The sequence below is a fragment of the Promineifilum sp. (SeqCode) genome, assembly GCF_041918635.1.
In the GTDB taxonomy this organism is placed as follows: domain Bacteria; phylum Chloroflexota; class Anaerolineae; order Promineifilales; family Promineifilaceae; genus Promineifilum.
This window is the reverse complement of sequence record NZ_JAYRVJ010000095.1, coordinates 1-20161: the sequence shown is the minus strand read 5'-3', so window position 1 is coordinate 20161 and position 20161 is coordinate 1. Positions and strand designations below refer to the sequence as shown.

Here is a 20161-nt window from a genome sequence, read left to right as displayed (position 1 = left end):
TGGGCCTGCGTGCGCAACTCCGGCGTCAGGTGGGGGTCGGGCGTCACTTCCTTGATGGCGCACAGGCGGCCGGGCAAGCGCAAATCCTCGCCCCGGTAGACGTTGCCCATCCCGCCCTGGCCGACAATGGCCGTCAGCCGGTAGCGGCCGTGCAGCACCGTCCCTTCCGGCCGTGGCAATGCGCCGCCATTGGCGCTCTCGGCCGGGGAGCGGGCCGGGAGGTCGGGTGTGTCGGCCACTGGACGATCACTCATGCTATCCATTATAATGCAAAGGGTGAAAGGCCGTCATACGCTGGCCGGTAATATTGCACGATCGGAGCGATCGGATGAAGGTGTGCGACTATGGATGATAGACCCGTCTTGGTTGTAAGCGAGGGCGAGTTGGCCGGCCACCGCTGGACGCTGTCTAAAGACGAAATGTTGGTCGGGCGCGGCAATGATTCCGACATCGTTCTGCCGGAGCGCCAGGTCTCGCGCCACCATCTGAAGATTCATTATCGTGACAGCCGCTATTTGCTCGAAGACTTGGGCAGCAAGAACGGCACCTTCCTCAACGGCCAGCCAGTGCACGGCACGGCTCCCATCCAGGACGGCGACGAGATCCAGATCGCGCTGGCGGTACGGCTCCTCTTTGTGGGCACCGATGCTACCGTGCCGCTCAGCTTCGACATGCCGCGCCGGGCCGATGGATCTAACCTGGTGCTGGAGGAAGACCGGCGGACGGTGATCATCAAGGGTAAGGAGCTGGACCCCCCGCTGTCGCTGGCTCAGTTCCGGCTGCTTGAAATGTTGTACGACGCGGATGGCGCGGTGTGTGGTCGCGACGACATCATCGAGGCCGTCTGGCCGGGCACGGGCGGGGTGGGTGTGTCTGAGCAGGCCATCGACGCCCTGGTGCGCCGCCTGCGCGATCGGCTGGCCGAGCTGGATGAGCACAACTACATCGTCACCGTCCGCGGCCACGGCTTTCGCCTCGACCGGGCATAAATTAAACACGGATTTTCACGGATAAGACGGATTTGACGGATTGAGCCTTTCTTCAATCCGTATAATCCGTCTTATCCGTGAAAATCCGTGTTTAATTTATTGCGCCAATAGTTTCGCGTCTAGCTCGGAGCGCACTTCGCCCAGGCGCGCGGCCAGGTCGGCTTGGCCCTGTGTCGTGGCCTGGTCGAGCAGCATCTCGACGATCTCCACCAGTTGCGGCGAAACGAGGTCGGGCACGGCGGCCATCAGTTGGTCGCGCTCCTCTTTCGACCCGGCGCTCACCAGTTGGGTCAGTAGCTGCACTTCCGGCGGCGTTTCCCCCTGAATCTGGGCGATGATCATCTCCTGGATGTGACGAAGCTTCTCCACCTCGTCGCGCCGGCCGCTCTGTTCGGCGTGGATCATGCGCGCTTCCAGCACGTGCATGAAGGCGTCGTCGATGCGGCCCATGTTGGCGGCCACGCCCTCTTCGGTGTCCGCGGCAGTCATAATGTCATCCAGCGTCGCCTGGGCCTCTTGCAGCACTTGCTGCGTCGCCTCCTGCATCTCCTTCTGCATCGCCAACAGCTGGTCGCGGGCGCGGCTCAGCCGAGCCGCCCCGGCCGTGTCCTTGGCCTTCTCGCGCTTGTCGATCTCCGTGGTCAGCAGGGAGAAGAATTCATAGTTGAGTGCGCCGCGTCCGGTCAGGGCCACGGCATTGAGCAGCGCCTCATCTTCCACGTTGGCGATGATGTGCTTCAAGAGGATGGCCGGGCTGAGACCGCCCGCCTTCTGCGCATCCCGGTTGAGGGCGTGCAGGGCAATCTGCTGTTTCTCCAGCCGGCGGCCGACATCAGTCTGCGTCATCAGCTTGGCCTGAAGGTTCAGCAGGCCGACGACCTGGTTGGGGTCGCCCATCTGGCTAGTCGCCTCGATCTGGGCCCGCAGGATGGCGAAGAGTGTCTCGTCAATCTCGCGGCTGCGCTCCTTGATCAGGTACTCTTGCACGTCGGGCGAGGCCGTCGCCAGTGTGCGCAGTAGCTCGACCTGGCGCTGCTGGCGGGCCAGCATCTCCGGCGTGACGCCCTCTGTCCCCCATACCTTCTCCATGAAGCTCTGCATGGTCAGCATGGTCTGCGGCTGGAGCATGTAGCCGCGCCGGCGCTCCATGGGCGTCTGGTTGACCACCTGCTGGACGAGCCGGCCGATGAGTTCCTCGCGCCGCCGCTGGTCGAGGTTCATCTCCTGCGGCACGTGAACCATGAACAGGTCATGGGCCGGGTCATGATAGAGCAGGGGGGTGGCGACGCGGCCGCCCGCGCCGCAGTTGGGGCATACAGCCACATTCAGTTGGCCCGACAGCAGCAACTCCTTCAGTTGCGGCTGGCGACCGACGTCGACGACCTGATAGATATCGGCCACATAGGGGGTGCCACAGTTGGGGCAGGTGATCTGCGTTTGCATTGATTCTCCTTACATGCGTGGGACAGCCGCCGGCTCACTGCGCCAGGCCCGCCCACGGGATTATCTCTCGTTTAGTCTCGCGGCAGCGAGAAGGTAAAGGTTGTCCCCGGCGCGTCGGGGTCGGTGTCGCTGTTGTTCTGGAACCAGATGCGGCCGCCATGCGCCTCGATGATGGCCCGAGACAAATAGAGGCCCAGTCCGGTTCCCTCCGTCTTGCGGCTGAGCGCGTTGTCGAGCCGGGAAAACTTCTGGAAGATACGGTGCTGGTCGCGGACGGGGATGCCGATGCCGTCGTCGCAAACCGAGACGGTGACGTGCTCCGGGTGGACAGCCCCCGTCAGGGTGATACGCCCCCCCTCCGGCGAATACTTGATGGCGTTGCTCAACAGATTATTGAGCACCTGAGTCAGCCGGCGCTCATCGCCGATGATGCTGGGAAAGGTTTCCGGGAAGTCGACAACGACGGTGTGGTGGCTGATTTGGCTGCTGAACTTGCGCGCCACGCTGGCGGCCAACTTGGACAGGTCGACCTCGTCGCTGATCTCCAGCGCGAACGTGCCCGCCTGCAAGCGGGACACTTCGAGCAGGTTGTCGATGAGGACGTTGAGGTTGTCGGCCTCTTCCTCGATAACGATCAGCGATTCCTCCAGCACCTCCGGCGACCAGCGCGCGTCGGGCCGGCGCAGCGTCCCGGCGTAGCCTTTGATGATGGCTACGGGTGTCTTCAGCTCGTGGCTGATGATGGAGATGAACGTCTTCTGGAGCGCTTCCTCCTCGCGATAGCGGGTCAAGTCCCGGACGCTGGCGATGATGTCTGTCCAGTTCCCTTCGGCGTCCATCAGGGGCGCGTAGGTGATGCCCAGATAAATGCTGCTCTTCTCGGCGTGGAAGCAGCCGTCGTCGTGGCGGCGCGCCTCCCCCTCGACGTAGAGGTGGGCGGCGTTGGGCTGCGGCCACTGGTTCTCCAGCGCCGCGTTCAGGTCGGCCTCGGTCTTCAGCGACGCCCAGCGGATAACCTCATCGTGCGGCCGGCCGAACGCCTCGGCCGCCGGCCAGCCAGTCATTTGACTGAGGGCGCGGTTGAACACCGTGATCCGCAGTTTACGGTCGAGAATCATAATACCATCGGCGCTCTGCTCCATCAGGGCGTCCAGGCGTTGCTTCTCCTGGTTGACCTGATGGTAGAGGCGGGCATTGCGAACGGCGATGGCCGCCTGCTCGGCGAAGCTGCGCAGCAGGTTGGGCGCGTCCTCCACGAAGTAGTAGTTGCCGGACTGGAAGACGTAGATCAGGCCGATGACCTCACCGGCGCTGCTGAGCGGCAGCCGGATGACCTGCGTCAGGCCCAGGTTGGCCTCATGGGCCACGCGCCGCAACTGGTTGACCAGCTCGGGGAACGCCTCGCCCTCGTGCCCTTCGCGGTAGGGTACGCCGCGCACCAGCGGCGCGAAGTGATCGACCAGGTGGGGTGGGATACCATAGACGGCGGCCACGCGCAGCGTCTCGCTGCTCGAGTCGGCCAGGGCGATGATGCCGGCCTGGCCGGACACCAATTCCACGGCCGACTTCAGGATGAGACGTAGCAGGTCGGGCAGATCGAGTTCGGCCGTCATGGCCCGGCTGATCGCCAGGAGATACTCCCGCTGTAAGATTCGGATATCGACTAAGGCTCTCGACATGTCTTCCCTGCCAACGACCACTGATTCTAACACAGAGCGCCTAGACCTGACAGGTGGGCGGCCACAGGTTTTGCCCTGTTAAGGCGCCTGTGGCCGCCCACCTGTCAGGTCTTTCATTATTCCACGATAGCCGACTATTCTTGGAATTGCGTAAAATGGTGCTAGAGTTCAGGGGAGCCGATCCTGATCCCTGATGCCCTATGCCCTTTCTAGCCCTGCGCGAGCTTGAGTTCTATTACGAGACGGCCGGCGACCCATCCGCTCCGCCCCTGCTCATCCTTTCCGGCCTGACCGACTACACCGCCAAGTGCGAATGGCAGATGTCGGCGCTGGCGGCTGACTTCCACGTGATCACCTTCGATAACCGCGGCGCGGGCCGCAGCGCCCAGCCTCCGGCCGGCTACAGCCTGGCCGACATGGCTGACGACGCCGCCGCCATTCTCGACGTGCTGGGCGTTCCCGCCGCGCACGTGTTCGGCTTCAGCATGGGCGGCATGATCGCCCTCCACTTCGCCCTGCGCCATCCAGAGCGCGTGCGGCGGTTGGCTCTGGGCTGCACTACGGCCGGTGGGCGGCTTCTCGTCCAGCCCGAGGCTCGCGTCATCGCGTCGCTAGCCACTCCCGTCACCTCCGGCGACCCGCGCCAGGACTTCTACAACAACCTATGGCTCTCGCTCGGCGAGCGCACGCAGGATGAGTCGCCTGTGTTGGTGGAACGGCTGGCCGACCTGGCCGTGGCGAACCCGCAAACGCCGGCAGGCTATGCCGGGCAGCTGGCCGCTGTGCTGACCCACGACGTGGCCGGCCGGCTGGGCGAGATCCGCGCGCCAACGCTGGTGCTCCACGGCGCGGCCGACCGCTTCGTCCCACCGGAAAACGGCCGGCTGCTGGCCGAGCACATCCCTGGCGCGCGACTCATCCTATATCCCGGCGCGGGCCACCTGTTCTTCATAGAACGCGCCGCCGAGGTCAACCGCGATCTCCACGATTTCTTGAAGAAAGAATCCACAGATTTCACAGATTACACAGATTTGATCGGATCATCTGCGTAATCTGTGAAATCTGTGGATGCTTCTTAAAACCAATCATGATCAACTTTGCCGGTATTCGCATGGGTCACGCCACCCACACCGAGTTTCCCACGGGTTGCACCGTCTTCCTCTGCCCCAACGGCACGTTCGGCAGCGTCGAGGCCCGCGGCCCCGCGCCGGGCAGCCGCGAGTTGGCTGTGCTGGCCCCCGACAAACCGGACGACAAAGCTGTTAACGCCGTTGTCCTGACCGGGGGCAGCGCCTTCGGTCTGGCGACGGCTGACGGCGTCATGCGCTATCTCTCTGAGCGGGGCATCGGCCACCCGACGCCCGTGCGGCCTGTGCCCATTGTACCGGCGGCTGTCGTCTTCGACCTGGGTTGGAACCCCGAAGCGGCGACGCCCGATGCCGCCATGGGCTACGTCGCCTGTGTCGCCGCCGAGTCTTACGCCGGCGTCATCGAACAGGGCAACGTCGGCGTGGGGGCGGGCGTCTTCGTCGGCAAGTGGGCCGGCTGGCCGCACATGATGAAGGGCGGCTTCGGCGTGGCCTCGCTGACGATCGAGGGCGTCGAGGTCGCGGCGGCGGTCGTGGTCAACGCCGTTGGCGATGTGGTGGACGAGGACGGCCGGGTGCTGGCCGGGGCGCGCGCGCCGGGGGGCGGCTGGCTGGCCGACAGTAACCCGCTGCGTTTCGTCGCCGAGCCGGTGATACCGCCGGCCGGGACGAACACAACGCTGGTGGTCGTGGCGACGGACGCCATCCTGTCGCGCAGCGAACTGGCCCGGCTGACCCATCAGGCCCACAACGGCCTGGCTATCGCCGTGCGCCCGTCGCACACCCGCCACGACGGCGACGTCGCCTTCACCCTGTCCACAGAGCGCGTGGCCGCGCCGATCAATCTGGTGAGCAACATGGCCGTGGCTGTGGTTGCCGAAGCCATCCGCAACGCCGTGCGCCACGCGGCGACGGTGTTCGGCGTGCCCGGTCTGGCGGGGTGAGGCGCATGACGGCCGGATGGCGGCTTGTCTGCGTGCTTGGCGGCTTGCTCCTATTGCTGGCCGGTTGCGGCTCGGGTGAGGATACGTGGGCGCGGATCGAAGCGTCCGGTGTCTTGCGCGTGGGTGTAGACCCGACCTTCCCGCCCTTTGCCCTGGCCGAGGGAGCCGACGTGCGCGGCATCGACGTTGATCTGGCCCGCGCTCTGGCCGATGAGATGGGCCTGGAGGCGCAGTTCACCTATTTTGGCTACGATGGCCTCTACGACGCGCTGACCACGGGGCAGGTGGACGCGCTCATCTCCGCCCTGGTTGTCGTGCCCGACCGCACGGCCGACGTGGCCTACACCGGCAGCTACTACGACGCGGGACAGTTCTTGATCGCCCCCGCCGGTAGCGACCTGACCGGCATGGCCGACCTGGACGGCCGCGCGCTGGCCGTCGAATTGGGCGCGCTGGGGCACGTGGAGGCGCTGGAGTGGCAGCGCCGGCTGCCGGGGTTGAGCGTGATCACCTATGGCAGTGTCGATGAGGCGCTGGCGGCCGTGGCTGCCGGCGAGGCAGCCGCGGCTCTGGTCGATAGCGTCAGCGGCCGGCTCTACCTGCGCGACCATCCCACGCCGCGGCTGGCCCTGCTGGCCGAGCCGGTCACCTCAGAACCCTATGCCATTGCCGTGCGTATAGGGGATCGAACGCTGCACCGGGAACTGAGCGCGGCGCTGGCCGCGCTGGAGGCCAATGGCGAGCTGGAGCGCATCGTCGCCCGGTGGCTGGATTGAATCACGGGAATAAACGGCTACGGATTGGTACGGACAAAACGGATTGATCGTTTATTCATTAGGGAAGAGTAAGGGCTTTTATCTGTCTCATCCGTGTCAATCCGTAGCCATTTATTCTTCAGGCTGCAATTACGTAAAGATCGTCTATAATGTTAGGTGTTCCCTTGTTTCATGGCGGAAGCCTGAAAGGACGATTACTTATGCTCATCCGGAACAAGTCCGTCGTCACGCGAATCTTGTTGCCCTTGCTGCTGCTGGCATTGCTATGCGCGCTGGCCCCAACGGCGCTGGCGCAGACGAAGACGTTTCACTGGACTGACTGGATCATCGACGTCGTGCTCCAGCCCGACGGCAGCCTCGCCGTCACCGAGACGCAGACGCTCAACTTCCAGGGCGAGCCGTTCAGCTTTGGTTTTCGCAGCATCCCCACCGGTCGCGCCGGTAACAACGACGGCCTGCGCGACGTCAGCGTGCGCGAGGGCGACCTGATCTATCAGGAGTCGTCGTCTAACGCGCCGGGCACGTTCGAGGTTGTAGACCAGGGGAGCGAGACGCGCATCAACTGGTACTTCGAGCCGGCGCTTGGCGCTAACACCTACACCTTCACCTACATCATTGACGGCGCGGTGCGCATGGGCACGACCGAGGACTCCGGCGACCAGATTTTCTGGACGGTCATCCCCAGCGATCACCCGGCTCGTGTGGACAACGCCCGCGCCACGATCACGCTGCCAGAGGGATTTGCGCCGCAGAAATTGACCGGGACGGACGACTACCTGGTGGCGGCCTACCTCAACGACGCGGAGGCAAGCGACGTGGCGATCACGGTCAGCGAGGATGGCCGGGTGATCACCTTCCAGCCATCGCGCCCGCTGATGCCGGGTGAGAAGCTGGATGTGCGCGTGCAGTTCCCGCGCGGGCTGCTGAGTGTGGCGGCCGGCGAGGCCGCGCCGCTGCCGGAGTGGCAGGCGCAGGAGCAGCGCGACGACACCATCGCGCTGGGTATCCTGGCGCTGTCGGTGCTGTTGCTCGTCGCCGGGCCGTTGGGCGTGGTGCTGTTGTGGTACGTGCGCGGGCGCGACCCGCAGTCCGGTCTGGTTGTCCCCGATTACGTGAGCGAGCCGCCGAGCGATCTGCCGCCGGCCATGGTCGGGGCGTTGATCGATGAGAAGGTGGACATGCAGGACATTGTGTCCACGCTGGTCGATCTGGCCCACCGCGGCTATCTGGTCATGCAAGAGGAGAAGAAAAGCTACAACTTCGCGCGCACCGATAAGTCGGACAAGGACTTGCGGCCCTATGAGCGCACGTTCCTGAAAGACGTTTTTCGGGGCGAGGAGAGCCGCTCGTTGAGCAGCCTCCAGTACAAGTTCGCCAGCAAGATACCGGAGTTGCGCCGCCAGGTCGATGAGGCGCTGGTATCGGAAGGGTATCTGCCCCGCGCGCCGCAATCGGTGCGCAGCAGCTACACGGCGCTGGCCGCCTTCGTGCTCATCGCCGGCATCGGCAGCCTCTTCGTGATGGGTTTCTTCCTGGGATCGAACAGCGGGCTGGCCTGTTTCCCGGTATTGGCGATCATCGCCACGGCCATCGCCCTGTTCATCGCCGCGCGCCACATGCCGCGCAAGACACAGAAGGGCGCGGAAGCGGCGGCGACGTGGAACGCCTTCAAGACTTACCTGAAGAACATCAAGCAGTACGCCGACATCGAGAACTCTGGCGACATCTTCGAGAAGTACTTGGGTTATGCCATTGCCTTCGGCATGGAGCGGTCGTTCATCACCACCTTCTCGCAGTCGTCGACTGCGCCCATCCCCCCGTGGTACATCCCGTCGCCGATGGGGCCGCGGCCGATGGGCGGCGGCTTCGGCGGGCCGATCATCCTGGGCGCACCTCGCCCCAGCGGCGGCGGGGGCGTCGATATGCCAAACCTGAGCGACCTGGCCGGCGGGCTGACCGGCGGCCTGAGCGGCATGGCCGGCGACCTGACGCGCATGCTCAACAGCGCCTCCAACACCTTGCGCAGCACGCCGCCCCCGGCCAATACCGGCAGTGGCCGTTCTGGCGGGTTTGGCGGCGGTTTCAGCGGCGGTGGGGGGTTCAGCGGTGGATTCAGCGGCGGCTCGTCGGGCGGCGGCGGCGGCGCGGGCTTTGGATGAGTGTGGTCAGTGGCCGGTGGTCAGTTATTAGTCCCCGGGCCACCGGCCACTGACCACTGGATTAGTACAATGGGACGAACACTAGGTATCCTACTGATTATCGGCGGCATCGTCGTCGGGGCGATTATCATTGCCATGATGACAGCCTTTCGCAACGGCGGTAACCTGACCGCCGACGGCATGGTGTTGGGCATTGCCCTGGGGTTGCTGGTGCTGTCGTTGCCGCAGCTGGGCTTCGGCGTGTTCCTGCTGATGCGCGGCCAGCAAGAGGCGGTCGTGGCCGAGACAGCCGGCCAGCAGCGCAAGCTGCTCGGCATGGTCAAGGCGCGCGGTCAGGTCAACATCGCCGACGTGGCGCTGGAGATGCGCGTCAGCCGCGACCAGATACAGAGTATGCTCTACGAACTGGTCAACATGGGACTCTACAGCGGCTACATCAATTGGGATGAGGGCACGCTCTACTCCAGCCAGGCCAGCGAGCTACGGACACTGGATCGCTGCAAGAATTGTAGCGGCCAGTTGGAATTGGCGGGCAAGGGAGTGATCCGCTGCCCGTTTTGCGGGACAGAGTATTTTCTGCCTTAGGGCAAAGTGTTCAGTGGTGACTACTGAACACTGACCACTCGAGAAAGGAGAAAGGTGATGGCGGACGAACTAAACAACCTGTACGACAAGATTCACGAGGAGCGTGGGGCGCTGGGCAAGCTGCTGAGCAAGATACCCGGCTTCCGCGGCTACATGGAGAAAAAGGGCCGGCGCGACGCAGACCAGTTGATGCGCGACACCATCAGCGGGCGCTTGCAGCAAACGCGACTGGAGTTGGCCGGCGTCAGCCACACGCTGAGCCGGGACATCGTCATGGGCATCGAATACGCCGAAGCCATCGGCCGGGCCGACAACCAGCTCATGGGCCTTATCGCCAAGATCAAGGACGCGCCTCAGGGCTATGCCGGCTTCTTCGACGCCGTCAAGGTCAAGGAGGACGACCTCGAGCGCCTGTACTGGTTCGATGAACAGATGCTCACCCATGCCGAGCAGATTCAGGCTGACGTCGCCGCGCTCAACAAGGCTGCTGGCGAGGGGGCCAACCTTGACGCGGCTATCGTCATGCTGAACCAGGATTTGCAGAACGCCAACCAGGCGTTTAATCGCCGTCAGGAAGTGCTGAACCAGGTGACGGTGACGACCGACGCGGCGGGCATGGGCGCCGCGGCCACTGAAGCCACCGACGCCGGCGACGAGAGCATCACCATCACCAAAGAAAGCCTGGGATAGGGGCCAGGGACTAGTGGCTAGGGAAGAGGGTGTTCTTCCCTGGAACCTGGCCTCTGGAACCTGACCCCTGTACGACTGAACTCACACAAAGGGAGAACAATAGATATGCCCAAGATTCTGGATCGCGTAGCCGTAGAGGGCTGGGGACGGGACGAGGTCGTTCAGAAGTTCCCGCGCGGCGGCCTGGGAGATATCAAACTCGGGTCGCAACTGATCGTCAATCCCGGCGAGACGGCCGTCTTCGTCCGTGGCGGCGAGGCGCTGGGCACGTTCGAGCCTGGCCGCTACACCCTGACCAGCGAGAATATCCCCTTCCTGACCGACCTGCTGGAGAGCGGCCTGTTCGGCGGGGCCAACGTGTTCACGGCCGACGTCTACTTTGTCAAGACGACGGACATGACGATGAAGTGGGGCACGGTCAACCCCATCATCGTCGAACACCCAACGCGCATGCCTGGGGCCAGCGCCATCGTCGGCAACGGCACCTACGTCGTCAAGGTCAAGGAGCCGTGGCGCTTCCTGAACGCCATGGACGCCTTTCGCGAAAGCGTCCGGCAGCAGGACATCAAGACCCGCCTCGATCCCATGCTGGCGGTCATGATCGCCGACAAGTTGAGCGAGCTGGCGGCGGCCAAGGACCTCGGCCCGGCGCAGTTGCAGTCGTTCACGAAGGACTTGAACGCCATGCTCGTCGCGCTCCTGCAAGAGGAGTTCGACGCCATCGGCATCACGCTGATCGACTTCGCCATCAACATGACGCTGCACCCGGACTCGCTGAAGGTCGTCACCAACATGGGGTACGGCACGAGCTACGTCCAGAAGCAGCAGGCCGACGCGCTCATGGCCGCGGCCAGCAACCCATCCGGCGGCGCGCTGAGCGAGGTCGGCTTTGGGGCGATGGGTATGGCGGCCATGCAGCAGCAGCAACTCCAGCAGCAGATGATGGCGCAGCAGTTGTTGCAGCAGCAGCAGGCGGCGCAGGGTGGTGCGGCTCCCGCGGGCGCGACTCCCGCGGGCGCGACTGGCGCGGGCGCAACCCCGCCGGCCGGCGGCCCCGCGCCGATGCCCGACGTGATGACGCCGGAGCAGGCCGCGGCCATCTTGCAGGTGACGGCGGCCGATATCATCGCCGCCATCGACGCCGGCGAGCTGAAGGCCAAGAAGATCGGGGCGGCCTATCGCATCAGCAAGGCCAGCCTCGAAGCTTACCTGGCCGGTTAGTCAGAAGAAGGCTCACGCAAAGAGCGCCAAGAAGCAGAGAACGCAAAGAAGAGTCTCTTTCTTTGCGTTCTTTGCTTCTTGGCGCTCTTTGCGTGAGCTCTTCTTTACTCTAAAGGCGATTCAACGATCAGGCGGACGGCGATAGGGATGGCCGCCTCGACGGCGGGCGAGAGCGCCTCGCCCAGCCCGAAGGCGTGGCCCACAATGGTCAGCATGTACGCCGGCGGGCAGCGGCCGAACAGCGCGGCGGCCAGCGCCAGTAGGCCGTCAGGCGTAGACTCGTGCGATCCGGGCCGGTAATCGGTGGCTGGAGGCAACAGCGCGTAATACACCTCGCCCGCTATGCCCTCCGCGGCGGCGTCGATGAAGACCACGCGCCCGGCCCGGCTGATTGGTTCGGAGAGTTCGGGCGTCAACTGGTGGGCGGTCAAGACTGCCGCGCCGGGCAGCGCCTCGGCTGCTGCCTCCGCCACGCGCCAGCCGACGCCGTCGTCCTCGCGCAGCGGGTTGCCGTAGCCTATGATCAGTAGGTCAGTGGTCAGTAGATCAGTACGTTCTGACTGACCCACTGCATACTGACCCACTGACCACTGATTACTTACCACTGCGCACTCTCCGCTCAACCCCGCTTCACCTCATGCAACACTTCCCCGTCGGGGGAGAGGAGTTGCACGCGCAGCGGCATCTGCCCGAAGGCGTGGGTGGAGCAGCTGAGGCAGGGATCGAAGGTGCGAATGACCGCCTCAACACGATTGAGCATACCTTCCTCAATCCGCTCGCCGCGGACGAAGTGGCGCGCCACCTGGTAGACGCCCTTGTTCATAGCCAGGCTGTTGTGACCCGTGGCGATGACCAGATTGGCCCACTTCATCAACCCCTTGCGGTCGATCTTGTAGTGGTGCATCAGCGTGCCGCGCGGCGCTTCGCTGATACCGATGCCCTCCAGCCGGTTGGGATCGGCGTGGGCGCGGACGTGGTCGCTGAGGATGTCCGGCTCGTTGAGCAGTTGGCTGATCTTCTCGACGCAGTAGAGCATCTCGATGAGCCGCGCGTAGTGGTACTGGAAGGAACTCAGTGTCGCCCCGCGCTCCAGCATGCGGAACTCGGCCCACTCCTCGTCTGCCCGCGGTGTGCCGACCTTGTCGATCAGGTTCAGGCGCGCCAGCGGCCCGACGCGGTAGATGCCATCCGGGTAGCCCAGCGGCTTGTAGTAGGGCGACTTCAGGTAAGAGTCAGGCTCCACCGCCTCGCCGATGTAGTCGTAGAACTGCTCCTGCGGGATGTGGTCGGCTACGATGCGGCCGGTGGCGTCGACGAAGCGCAGCTTGCCGTCATACATCTCCAACCCGCCATCGTCCGAGACGAGGCCCATGAACAGCGACGGGAAGTTGGCGAAGGTGCGAATCTCGGCGTCGAATTGGCCGAAGATCTCCTTGTACCATTCGAGCGTGCGCTGGATGCGCGTCATGGCTTCCGGCGCGCGGGCCAGCATGCTATCGCGCCGGTCGGCCGTCAGGGGCGCGCTGACCCCGCCGGGCACGACCCACGCCGGATGGATGCGCTTGCCGCCCAACAGGGCGATGATGTCCTGGCCGTAGGCGCGCAGCCAGATGCCGTCGCGGGCCAGGTCGGGGCTTTGAGCGGCCACGCCGAAGATGTGGCGCACGGCCGGGTCGCCGTCCATGCCCAGCACCAGGTCGGGCGAGGACAGATGGAAGAAGCTGAGGGCGTGCGACTGGAGAATCTGGGCCAGGTTGAGGATTTGCCGCAACTGGGCCGCCGTCTCCGGGATCTGTACCGCCAGCAGCGCGTCACACGCCTTGGCCGACGCCACCAGGTGGCTGACCGGGCAGATGCCGCAGACGCGCGCCGTCAGCGACGGCATCTCGTGGAAGGGACGCCCTTCCACCAGCTTCTCGAAGCCGCGAAACTGGGTGACGTGGAAGCGGGCTGAACTGACCCGCCCGGCGTCATCCAGTTGGATAGTGATCTTGCTGTGCCCCTCGATGCGGGTCACGGGATCGATGGTGATCGTCTTGCTCATAATGTTTTTCGTTCCCTTCGGAGTGGGCGTTAGAAGCCAAGTGACGAGTCCAGTAAAAGCGCTCTTCCCTAGCCCCTAAACCTTGGCCTCTAGCCCCTATCAAGAGCCGAAATGGGTCAGCGGTCGCAGATCCGGCACGCGGCCGGCCAGCAGCTCGCTCAGCGCGTGGAAAATCACGTCGGCCGAGGGCGGGCAGCCGGGAATGTACACGTCCACGGGCACGACTTGGTGCACCGGGATCGACTGCTTCCGCAGCGCCGGGATGACCTCGACCGGGACGTGCGCGTTGAGCGTCACGTTCTCCAGATAGGCCCGATCCAGCACCGAGGCGACGCTGAAGCGGTTGCGCATGGCCGGCACATTGGCCGTCACGGCGCAGTCGCCCAACGAGACGAGAATCCGTGTGTGGGCCCGCACCTTTTGGATCTTGTGGAAATCTTCCTCGCTGCTGACCGCGCCCTCGACCAGGGTGATGTCCGCCATGGACGGGAACTCCTTGTTATCCACCAGGGGGCTGTAGACCAGATCAGCCTGCGCCGCCAATTCCAGGAGGCGTTCGTCGATGTCCAGGAACGACATGTGACAGCCGGAACAGCCGTCGAGCCAGACCGTAGCCAGAGTGGGTTTGGTGCTCATTTACGCCCCTCCCGCATGTGTTGCAGCTGGGGCAGGAAGCCGCGCCGCTTCTTCATCTCGGCCACGGCCTTGCCCTTCTGGACGAGCGCGCCGGTCGGGCAGACCTGGACGCATTTGCCGCAGCGGGTGCAACTGTCGGCCGTGCCCCACGGTTGGTTGAGGTCGCTGATGATCAGCGAGTTGACGCCGCGCCCCATCACGTCCCAGGTGTGCGCGCCCTCGACCTCGTCGCAGACGCGCACGCAGCGCGTGCAGAGGATGCAGCGGTTGGGATCGTAGGTGTAGTAGCGGTGGGAGGCGTCGATGGATAGCTCCGGGTACAGGTAGGGCACGCCGACGTGGCTGATGCCCAGCTTGCCGGCCATCCATTGCAGTTCGCAGTGTCCGTTGGAAACGCACACCGCGCAGACGTGGTTGCGCTCGGAGAACAGCAAGTCGAGCACCTGGCGGCGGTAGGTCAGCAGGCGCTCGGAGTTGGTGATGACCTCCATGCCCTCTTCGGCATAGGTCATGCAGGCCGGCGACAGGCGCGACCGGCCCTTGATCTCCACCAGACAGAGGCGGCAGGAGCCGATGTCGTGGACGCCTTCCAGGTGGCACAGCGTCGGGATGAAGATGCCGTTCTCCTGGGCCAATTCGAGGATGGTCTCGTCCTCGCGCGCGCCGACGTCGATGCCGTCAATCTTCAGTGTCTTGATGCGACTCTTGAACGGCCGTTTCATTGGGCCACCTCCACTATCGGTTCGTAGTCAGGCGATGGATCGCCGTTAGGCTGGCCGCCCGGACGGTAATGAATTACCTGACTACGAGCTGGATCAAGCGCTATATGACCGTTGGGTTGAATGCACTCCAGGTACTCCTCCCGGAAGTAGCGCAGCGTGCTCAGCACCGGGTTGGGAGCCGTTTGACCCAGACCGCAGAGACTAGTGTTGCGCACCATGTCGCACAGCTTCTCTAGCAGCACCAGGTCTTGGGGCGTGGCTTCGTGGCGGCTGAACTTATCCAGCAGGTTGTACATGTGAACCGTGCCGACGCGGCAGGGAACGCAGCGCCCGCACGACTCGGTCATGCAGAACTCCATGAAGTAGCGCGCCACGTCCACCATGCTGGCGGTCTCGTCCATGACGATCATGCCGCCCGAACCCATGATGGAACCGAGCGCCGACAGCGACTCGTAATCCACCGGCGTGTCCAGGTACATCTCCGGGATGCAGCCGCCGGAGGGGCCGCCGGTCTGGATGGCTTTGCAGCGGCCGTTGTCGGAGATGCCGCCGCCGATCTCATAGATGATCTCGCGCAGCGACGTGCCCATCGGCACTTCGATCAGGCCGGTATTGTTGATGTTGCCGGCCAGCGCGAAGACCTTCGTGCCTTTGCTCGTGGCCGTGCCCAGTTGGGCATACCAATCGCCGCCGTTGCGGATGATGGGGGCGATGCTGGACAGGGTCTCCACGTTGTTGATCAACGTCGGCCGGCCCCACAGGCCATACTCGGCGGGGTAGGGCGGTCGCGGCCGGGGCATACCGCGCTTGCCTTCGATGGAGGCGATCAGCGCCGTCTCCTCACCGCAGACGAACGCGCCCGCGCCCAGCCGGATGTCGACGTGGAAAGCGAACTGGGAGCCGCCGATGCCGCTGCCCAGCATGTTCATGCGCCGCGCCTGGCGGATGGCCGTCTTGAGCCGGGCCACGGCCAGCGGGTATTCGCCGCGCACGTAGATGTAGCCCTGGCTGGCGCCGATGGCGTAGCCGGCGATGGCCATGCCCTCTAGCACGCGGTGGGGATCGCTTTCCAGCACGCTGCGATCCATGAACGCGCCGGGGTCGCCCTCGTCGGCGTTGCAGATGACGTACTTCACGTCATCGTCGGCTTTGGCGACGGTCGTCCACTTGAGGCCCGTCGGATAGCCGCCGCCGCCCCGGCCGCGCAGGCCGCTGGCGACGATCTCATCGATAACTTCGGCCGGGCTCATCTCCGTGATAGCCTTCATCAGACCGGCGTAGCCGTCGGCGGCGATGTATTCCTCGATGCGTTCCGGATCGATGGAGCCGCTGTTCTCCAGCACGATCTTCTTTTGGCGCTGGAAGAAGGGGGTGTTGGTGGGGCAGACGAGACGTTCCACGGGCTGCACCGGATCTGCTTCCAGGGCGGTCACGATGTCGGGCACGTCCTCGACCTTGACGTGCTGGTAGAGCGTTTCCTCCGGCGTCTCGGGGTTGACGGCGACGAGCGGGCCGGCGGCGCACAGCCCCATGCAGCCCGTCCCGCGCACGCGGCACCAGCGCTCCAGGCCGTTCCGTTCCACTTCTTTGTCGAGCGCCTCCTTGATGGTTCCGCTCTGCGACGACATGCAGCCGGCGGCCATACAGACGTTGACCGTGTGGGTGAAGCGTTCCGAAAACTCCTGCTCAGTGGCGGCGATTTCCTCAAGCCGGTCGTACATCATACACCTCCTCAGTAGAAACCGAGTTTCTCAGAAGAAACTCGGTTTCTGGGGCTTCTTGAAACGCCTCCAACCGGGCCATCGCTTCGTGGACATTGACCTTGCCGGCGATGTCGCCGTCGAACACGACGACGGGAGCCAGGCCACAAGAGCCCAGGCAGCGGGCCGTCATCAGGGACAGGTTACCGTCGGGCGTGGTCTGACCGGCCTTGATGCCGTAATGGCCCTCTATCTCTTTAAGCAGCAAGGGTATGCCCTTGATATAACAGGCCGTGCCCAGACAGACGACGCAGGTGTGTCGCCCGGCCGGCTTCAGGCTGAAGAGATGGTAGAACGTGGAGACGCCGTAGACCTGGCTGAGTGGTGCGTTGAGCGACGCGGCCACGTAGCGCAGGGAGTCGTCATCCAGATAACCGAAGGACTCTTGAACCGTGTGCAGCGTCTCGATGAGGCCGTCCCGTTCATAGCCATTGCGCTGCATGGTGGCTTGAACGATGCGCCATCGTTTGTCGTCCGAGGGCGGATCCACCTTCTCGTTCCGCGGTGACATATATCTCCTATTCACTGCCCATGACCTGGCGGACGTCGGGAGTCATCTCAGGTCTGGAGGCTTACCGGTGATTTTCAGGCGGGCTCGCCGCGGCGACAGGGGCCACGGCGACGGGGAGGCCACTGTGGCGCATAAGGTAGCGCGTGAGGCGACATAGCAAGCCTGGGCGGTAGCGCGCAAGTCTTTTACATTGTGGCAGAAAAGGAGGATGCAAGTTAGTGAAATTCGTCACAAATAGACATGACGAGTGTCATGTCTATCCCAGACAAGTGTCACCTTTATGCGAGGCGCGTTCCCAACGGGAGAGCAGGATCGATCAGGAGACGGGTGAGGAGGCCGGGTTCCAGGCCAGAGAAGATGCGCACGGCCAGCCCCGGCCGCGCGTCCGCCAGGTCGAGCATGGCCGTGACCTTGGCGATCATGCCGCCGGTCACGTCAATCCCGCGCGAACCGCCCAGCGCGGGCAGCACGTCCGGTAGGGTAGCCCGTGTGATTGTCGGAATGATCTGGCCGTCCTGGTCGAGGACGCCGGCTGTCTCGCCGGCCAGCAGCAGCCAGCGCGGCTGGAGAGCGTGCGCCAGGTAGTCCATGATCTCTTCGGTCGAGATGATCGTCCCGCCGCGCACGCTGTCGAAAGCCACATCGCCGAAGACGACTGGAACCAGCCCGGCGGCCAGCGCCGCCGCTAGCGGTTCGAGGGCCAGCTGGCTGATGCGGCCGTCGGCCACCTGGGCTGAGGCCGACGGCTGCAAGCTGATGGCCGGCACGCCACCGGCCAGCAATGCGCCGACGACGTGGCGGTTGAGGCGCGAGGCGGCATCGCTGACCGCGGCGAAGCCCCGCCACTGTTCGGCATTCTTCACGCCCTGCCGGGTTCCGTGCCGGGCGGCGGCGACGTGGCCGAAGGAGCCGCTGCCGTGGCCCAGCACCAGGCGCAGGCCGGGCGCGGCGGCCCGCGCCGCGGCGATCTCGGCCGCCAGACGGGCCAACACGTCGCCGCGCAACGCTTCGGTCTGCGTCTTGTCCGTCAGCAGCGAGCCGCCCAGCTTGAGGAAAATGAGGTCGTTCATGGTTTGTTAGAAACCGAGTTTCTACCGAGAAACTCGGTTTCTAGCGCCCGCCGTGGGACGCGAAGTGCTGCTTGATATAGGCCGTCGCCGTTTCGGCCGAGGTCGCCAGATAGAGCAAGTCCATATCGCGCGGCCGGATGTACTCCGCCTGAGCATAGACGCGCAGGGTCTCGCGCCAGGTCGGGCCGAGCAGCACCAGCGGGCGGGGAGATAGTTCGCCTGTCTGCATCAGACTCCAGGCCAGCGCCACTTCCGACAGCGTGCCGATGCCGCCGGGCAAGGCGACCATGCCGTCGTTGTTCATCACCAGGTGCAACAGCCGGTCGCGCTGAGATTCGTAGCGTACTTCCTCGATCACCCACTCGTTGGGTGGTAGGGGCCGGAAGGTTTCGATGCGGCCGCAGGTCACGCCGATGACGTGACCGCCGGCCTCGGCCGCGCCCTGGCTGACCGCGGCCATTGTGCCGCTGTAGCCGCCGGTGGCGACGACAAAGCCCGCTTCCGCCAGCAACCGGCCTACCTGACGCGCTTCCTCGTACGTCTCGCTGCCCGGCGGAGGGCTGGAACTGCCAAAAACCGAAATCACCTCTTGCGCCATCCTCTTCCTCACCACACTTTTTACGGAATCCAAGGCGCCGCCGAGGGACGACGCGCCCGCGACCGTTATTCTGCCCCAATTTCCGCGGCCGGGCTAGAGCGTTAGGAACAGCGTCGATCAGCGCAACGATCAGCGTCTATCCGTGTCCTATTCTGTGGCGTAGTCGCGCAACGCCTCGTAGATCGGCTTGGCGACAAACTCCGGCGTCACCAGGGTGAAGTAGTCGGGGTAGCTGCGCGCCGGAGCGGGGTAGCGGAAGGCCCAGATGGCGAGCGTTTCGACGTAAGGCCACTGCTCGGCGGCGTAGGTCAGCGCGTCGAGGGTGTACTGGATGCGCTGGCCGGGCCGCACGGCCATTGTCCAGCGTGGATGGTCGTTCCAGCCCGATTCGGTGACGTAGATCGAGGTATCCATGTCGCCATACTCCTCCATGATGGCGCGCACGAGCTCGATGCGGCGGAAGTTGAGCACGTCGGGCGCGGGTGCGGCGTCGGCCGGGAAGGTCAGGCCATAAGCATGCACGGCCAGGCCGTCGAAGTAGGTCGCAGCCCCGGCCTCGTACATGCCGCGCAGGTAGACCAGATCGTTGATGGCCCAGGGCGATCCCTCCGGCTCCAGATTGGGAGCCAGCGCGCCGGCCAGCACCGTGATGTCGGGGTTAGCCGCTTTCACCGCCGGATAGACGACGGCCAGTAGGTCAACATAATCCTGCGGCGTGGTCGGCCGGTAGCCCCACTCGAAACTGAGGTTCGGCTCATTACCGATGATCAGATAATCCACCTGTCCGCGATAGCGGGCGGCGAAGGCGGCGGCGAAAGCGGCGAAGTCGTCATAGGCGTCGTGGTCGAGGTAGGTTATGGGGGTGTCGGCCGGCCTGGCCCATTCCGGCGTGTAACCGAGCCGGGCGATAACCTTCAATCCATTCGCATAGGCATGTCCCACTACCTGATCGGGGTGATCCCAGGCCACGCTGCCATCGGCCGACTGGTAGTAGGCCCAGGGGAAGAACTCCACGATCCACGATGCGCCCATCTCGCGCACCATGCGCAAGGTGCGCTGAATCTTCCACTCCTCGACCTCGTCGGTCAGGCGGGTGTGGACGCCTAGGATGGGCTGACTCGTCTGTACCTCTTGCCGAGGCCCGAACGTGACCAGCGTCGGCGCGGGCTGGAGCAGGCTGAGCAGCGCGGCCAGGGCGAGCAGGCGCAGGCCCATGCCAAACGCCGGTCGCGGAGGGTGTCGGAGC

19 protein-coding genes and 1 pseudogene are annotated in these 20161 nt (G+C 64.6%); 8 read left to right on the top strand and 12 right to left on the bottom strand.

Annotation, left to right across the window (positions count from 1 at the left end):
* Positions 1-254 (bottom strand): annotated as a pseudogene (locus ACE3UY_RS03180) (hypothetical protein); the annotation flags it as partial.
* 90 nt (positions 255-344) lie between these two features.
* On the opposite strand from ACE3UY_RS03180, the gene ACE3UY_RS03175 reads away from it, so the two are divergent.
* Complete coding sequence (locus ACE3UY_RS03175; protein ID WP_374686104.1) at positions 345-989, top strand: FHA domain-containing protein; 645 nt, start codon at positions 345-347, stop codon at positions 987-989.
* Positions 990-1085: 96 nt separating this feature from the next.
* Here ACE3UY_RS03175 and ACE3UY_RS03170 read toward each other — a convergent pair whose 3' ends face one another.
* Together ACE3UY_RS03170 and ACE3UY_RS03165 are read right to left on the bottom strand one after the other, a co-directional pair.
* Positions 1086-2432, bottom strand: coding sequence for a CpXC domain-containing protein (locus ACE3UY_RS03170; RefSeq protein ID WP_374686103.1), 1347 nt, complete (start codon positions 2430-2432; stop codon positions 1086-1088).
* 71 nt (positions 2433-2503) lie between these two features.
* A complete protein-coding gene (locus ACE3UY_RS03165) occupies positions 2504-4111 on the bottom strand; it encodes an ATP-binding protein (RefSeq protein WP_374686102.1) in 1608 nt (535 codons plus the stop codon).
* Positions 4112-4311: 200 nt separating this feature from the next.
* Between ACE3UY_RS03165 and ACE3UY_RS03160 the strand changes: the two genes are divergently transcribed.
* From ACE3UY_RS03160 to ACE3UY_RS03130, 7 genes are all read left to right on the top strand, one after another.
* Complete coding sequence (locus ACE3UY_RS03160) at positions 4312-5163, top strand: alpha/beta fold hydrolase (protein WP_374686101.1); 852 nt, start codon at positions 4312-4314, stop codon at positions 5161-5163.
* Positions 5164-5198: 35 nt separating this feature from the next.
* Complete coding sequence (locus ACE3UY_RS03155) at positions 5199-6143, top strand: P1 family peptidase (RefSeq protein ID WP_374686100.1); 945 nt, start codon at positions 5199-5201, stop codon at positions 6141-6143.
* Between the two features lie 5 nt (positions 6144-6148).
* Positions 6149-6919: a substrate-binding periplasmic protein gene (locus ACE3UY_RS03150; RefSeq protein WP_374686099.1), complete on the top strand. Its 771-nt coding sequence runs from the start codon at positions 6149-6151 to the stop codon at positions 6917-6919.
* 200 nt (positions 6920-7119) lie between these two features.
* Positions 7120-9078 (top strand): DUF2207 domain-containing protein, encoded by a 1959-nt coding sequence (locus ACE3UY_RS03145; protein WP_374686098.1) that lies wholly within the window; start codon positions 7120-7122, stop codon positions 9076-9078.
* Positions 9079-9147: 69 nt separating this feature from the next.
* The gene (locus ACE3UY_RS03140; RefSeq protein ID WP_374686097.1) at positions 9148-9663 is read left to right on the top strand and encodes a hypothetical protein; all 516 of its coding nucleotides are present in this window, start codon (positions 9148-9150) and stop codon (positions 9661-9663) included.
* 57 nt (positions 9664-9720) lie between these two features.
* Positions 9721-10353, top strand: a complete 633-nt coding sequence (locus tag ACE3UY_RS03135; RefSeq protein ID WP_374686096.1) for a hypothetical protein — start codon at positions 9721-9723, stop codon at positions 10351-10353.
* A gap of 105 nt (positions 10354-10458) precedes the next feature.
* Complete coding sequence (locus tag ACE3UY_RS03130; protein WP_374686095.1) at positions 10459-11574, top strand: SPFH domain-containing protein; 1116 nt, start codon at positions 10459-10461, stop codon at positions 11572-11574.
* Between the two features lie 104 nt (positions 11575-11678).
* Here the strand turns inward: ACE3UY_RS03130 and ACE3UY_RS03125 are convergent, their stop codons facing one another.
* The 9 genes from ACE3UY_RS03125 to ACE3UY_RS03085 all read right to left on the bottom strand — a co-directional run.
* Positions 11679-12143, bottom strand: a complete 465-nt coding sequence (locus tag ACE3UY_RS03125; RefSeq protein ID WP_374686094.1) for a hydrogenase maturation protease — start codon at positions 12141-12143, stop codon at positions 11679-11681.
* A 50-nt stretch (positions 12144-12193) separates the two neighbouring features.
* The gene (locus ACE3UY_RS03120; RefSeq protein ID WP_374686093.1) at positions 12194-13618 is read right to left on the bottom strand and encodes a Ni/Fe hydrogenase subunit alpha; all 1425 of its coding nucleotides are present in this window, start codon (positions 13616-13618) and stop codon (positions 12194-12196) included.
* A gap of 99 nt (positions 13619-13717) precedes the next feature.
* Positions 13718-14254 (bottom strand): NADP oxidoreductase, encoded by a 537-nt coding sequence (locus tag ACE3UY_RS03115; RefSeq protein ID WP_374686092.1) that lies wholly within the window; start codon positions 14252-14254, stop codon positions 13718-13720.
* Positions 14251-14976 (bottom strand): bidirectional hydrogenase complex protein HoxU, encoded by a 726-nt coding sequence (gene hoxU / locus ACE3UY_RS03110; protein ID WP_374686091.1) that lies wholly within the window; start codon positions 14974-14976, stop codon positions 14251-14253. The genes ACE3UY_RS03115 and hoxU overlap by 4 nt, the downstream gene beginning before the upstream one ends.
* Complete coding sequence (locus tag ACE3UY_RS03105; protein WP_374686090.1) at positions 14973-16700, bottom strand: NADH-ubiquinone oxidoreductase-F iron-sulfur binding region domain-containing protein; 1728 nt, start codon at positions 16698-16700, stop codon at positions 14973-14975. Before ACE3UY_RS03105 ends, hoxU begins: the two co-directional genes overlap by 4 nt.
* Entirely contained in the window at positions 16681-17247 is a 567-nt protein-coding gene (gene hoxE / locus ACE3UY_RS03100; RefSeq protein ID WP_374686089.1) for a bidirectional hydrogenase complex protein HoxE, read from the bottom strand. The genes ACE3UY_RS03105 and hoxE overlap by 20 nt, the downstream gene beginning before the upstream one ends.
* Positions 17248-17525: 278 nt before the next feature.
* Positions 17526-18317: an isopentenyl phosphate kinase gene (locus ACE3UY_RS03095; protein WP_374686088.1), complete on the bottom strand. Its 792-nt coding sequence runs from the start codon at positions 18315-18317 to the stop codon at positions 17526-17528.
* 40 nt (positions 18318-18357) lie between these two features.
* Positions 18358-18915 (bottom strand): LOG family protein, encoded by a 558-nt coding sequence (locus tag ACE3UY_RS03090; RefSeq protein ID WP_374686087.1) that lies wholly within the window; start codon positions 18913-18915, stop codon positions 18358-18360.
* Positions 18916-19062: 147 nt separating this feature from the next.
* Positions 19063-20161, bottom strand: a 1099-nt coding sequence (locus ACE3UY_RS03085; protein ID WP_374686086.1) for a cellulase family glycosylhydrolase, incomplete at its 5' end; no start/stop codon positions are given.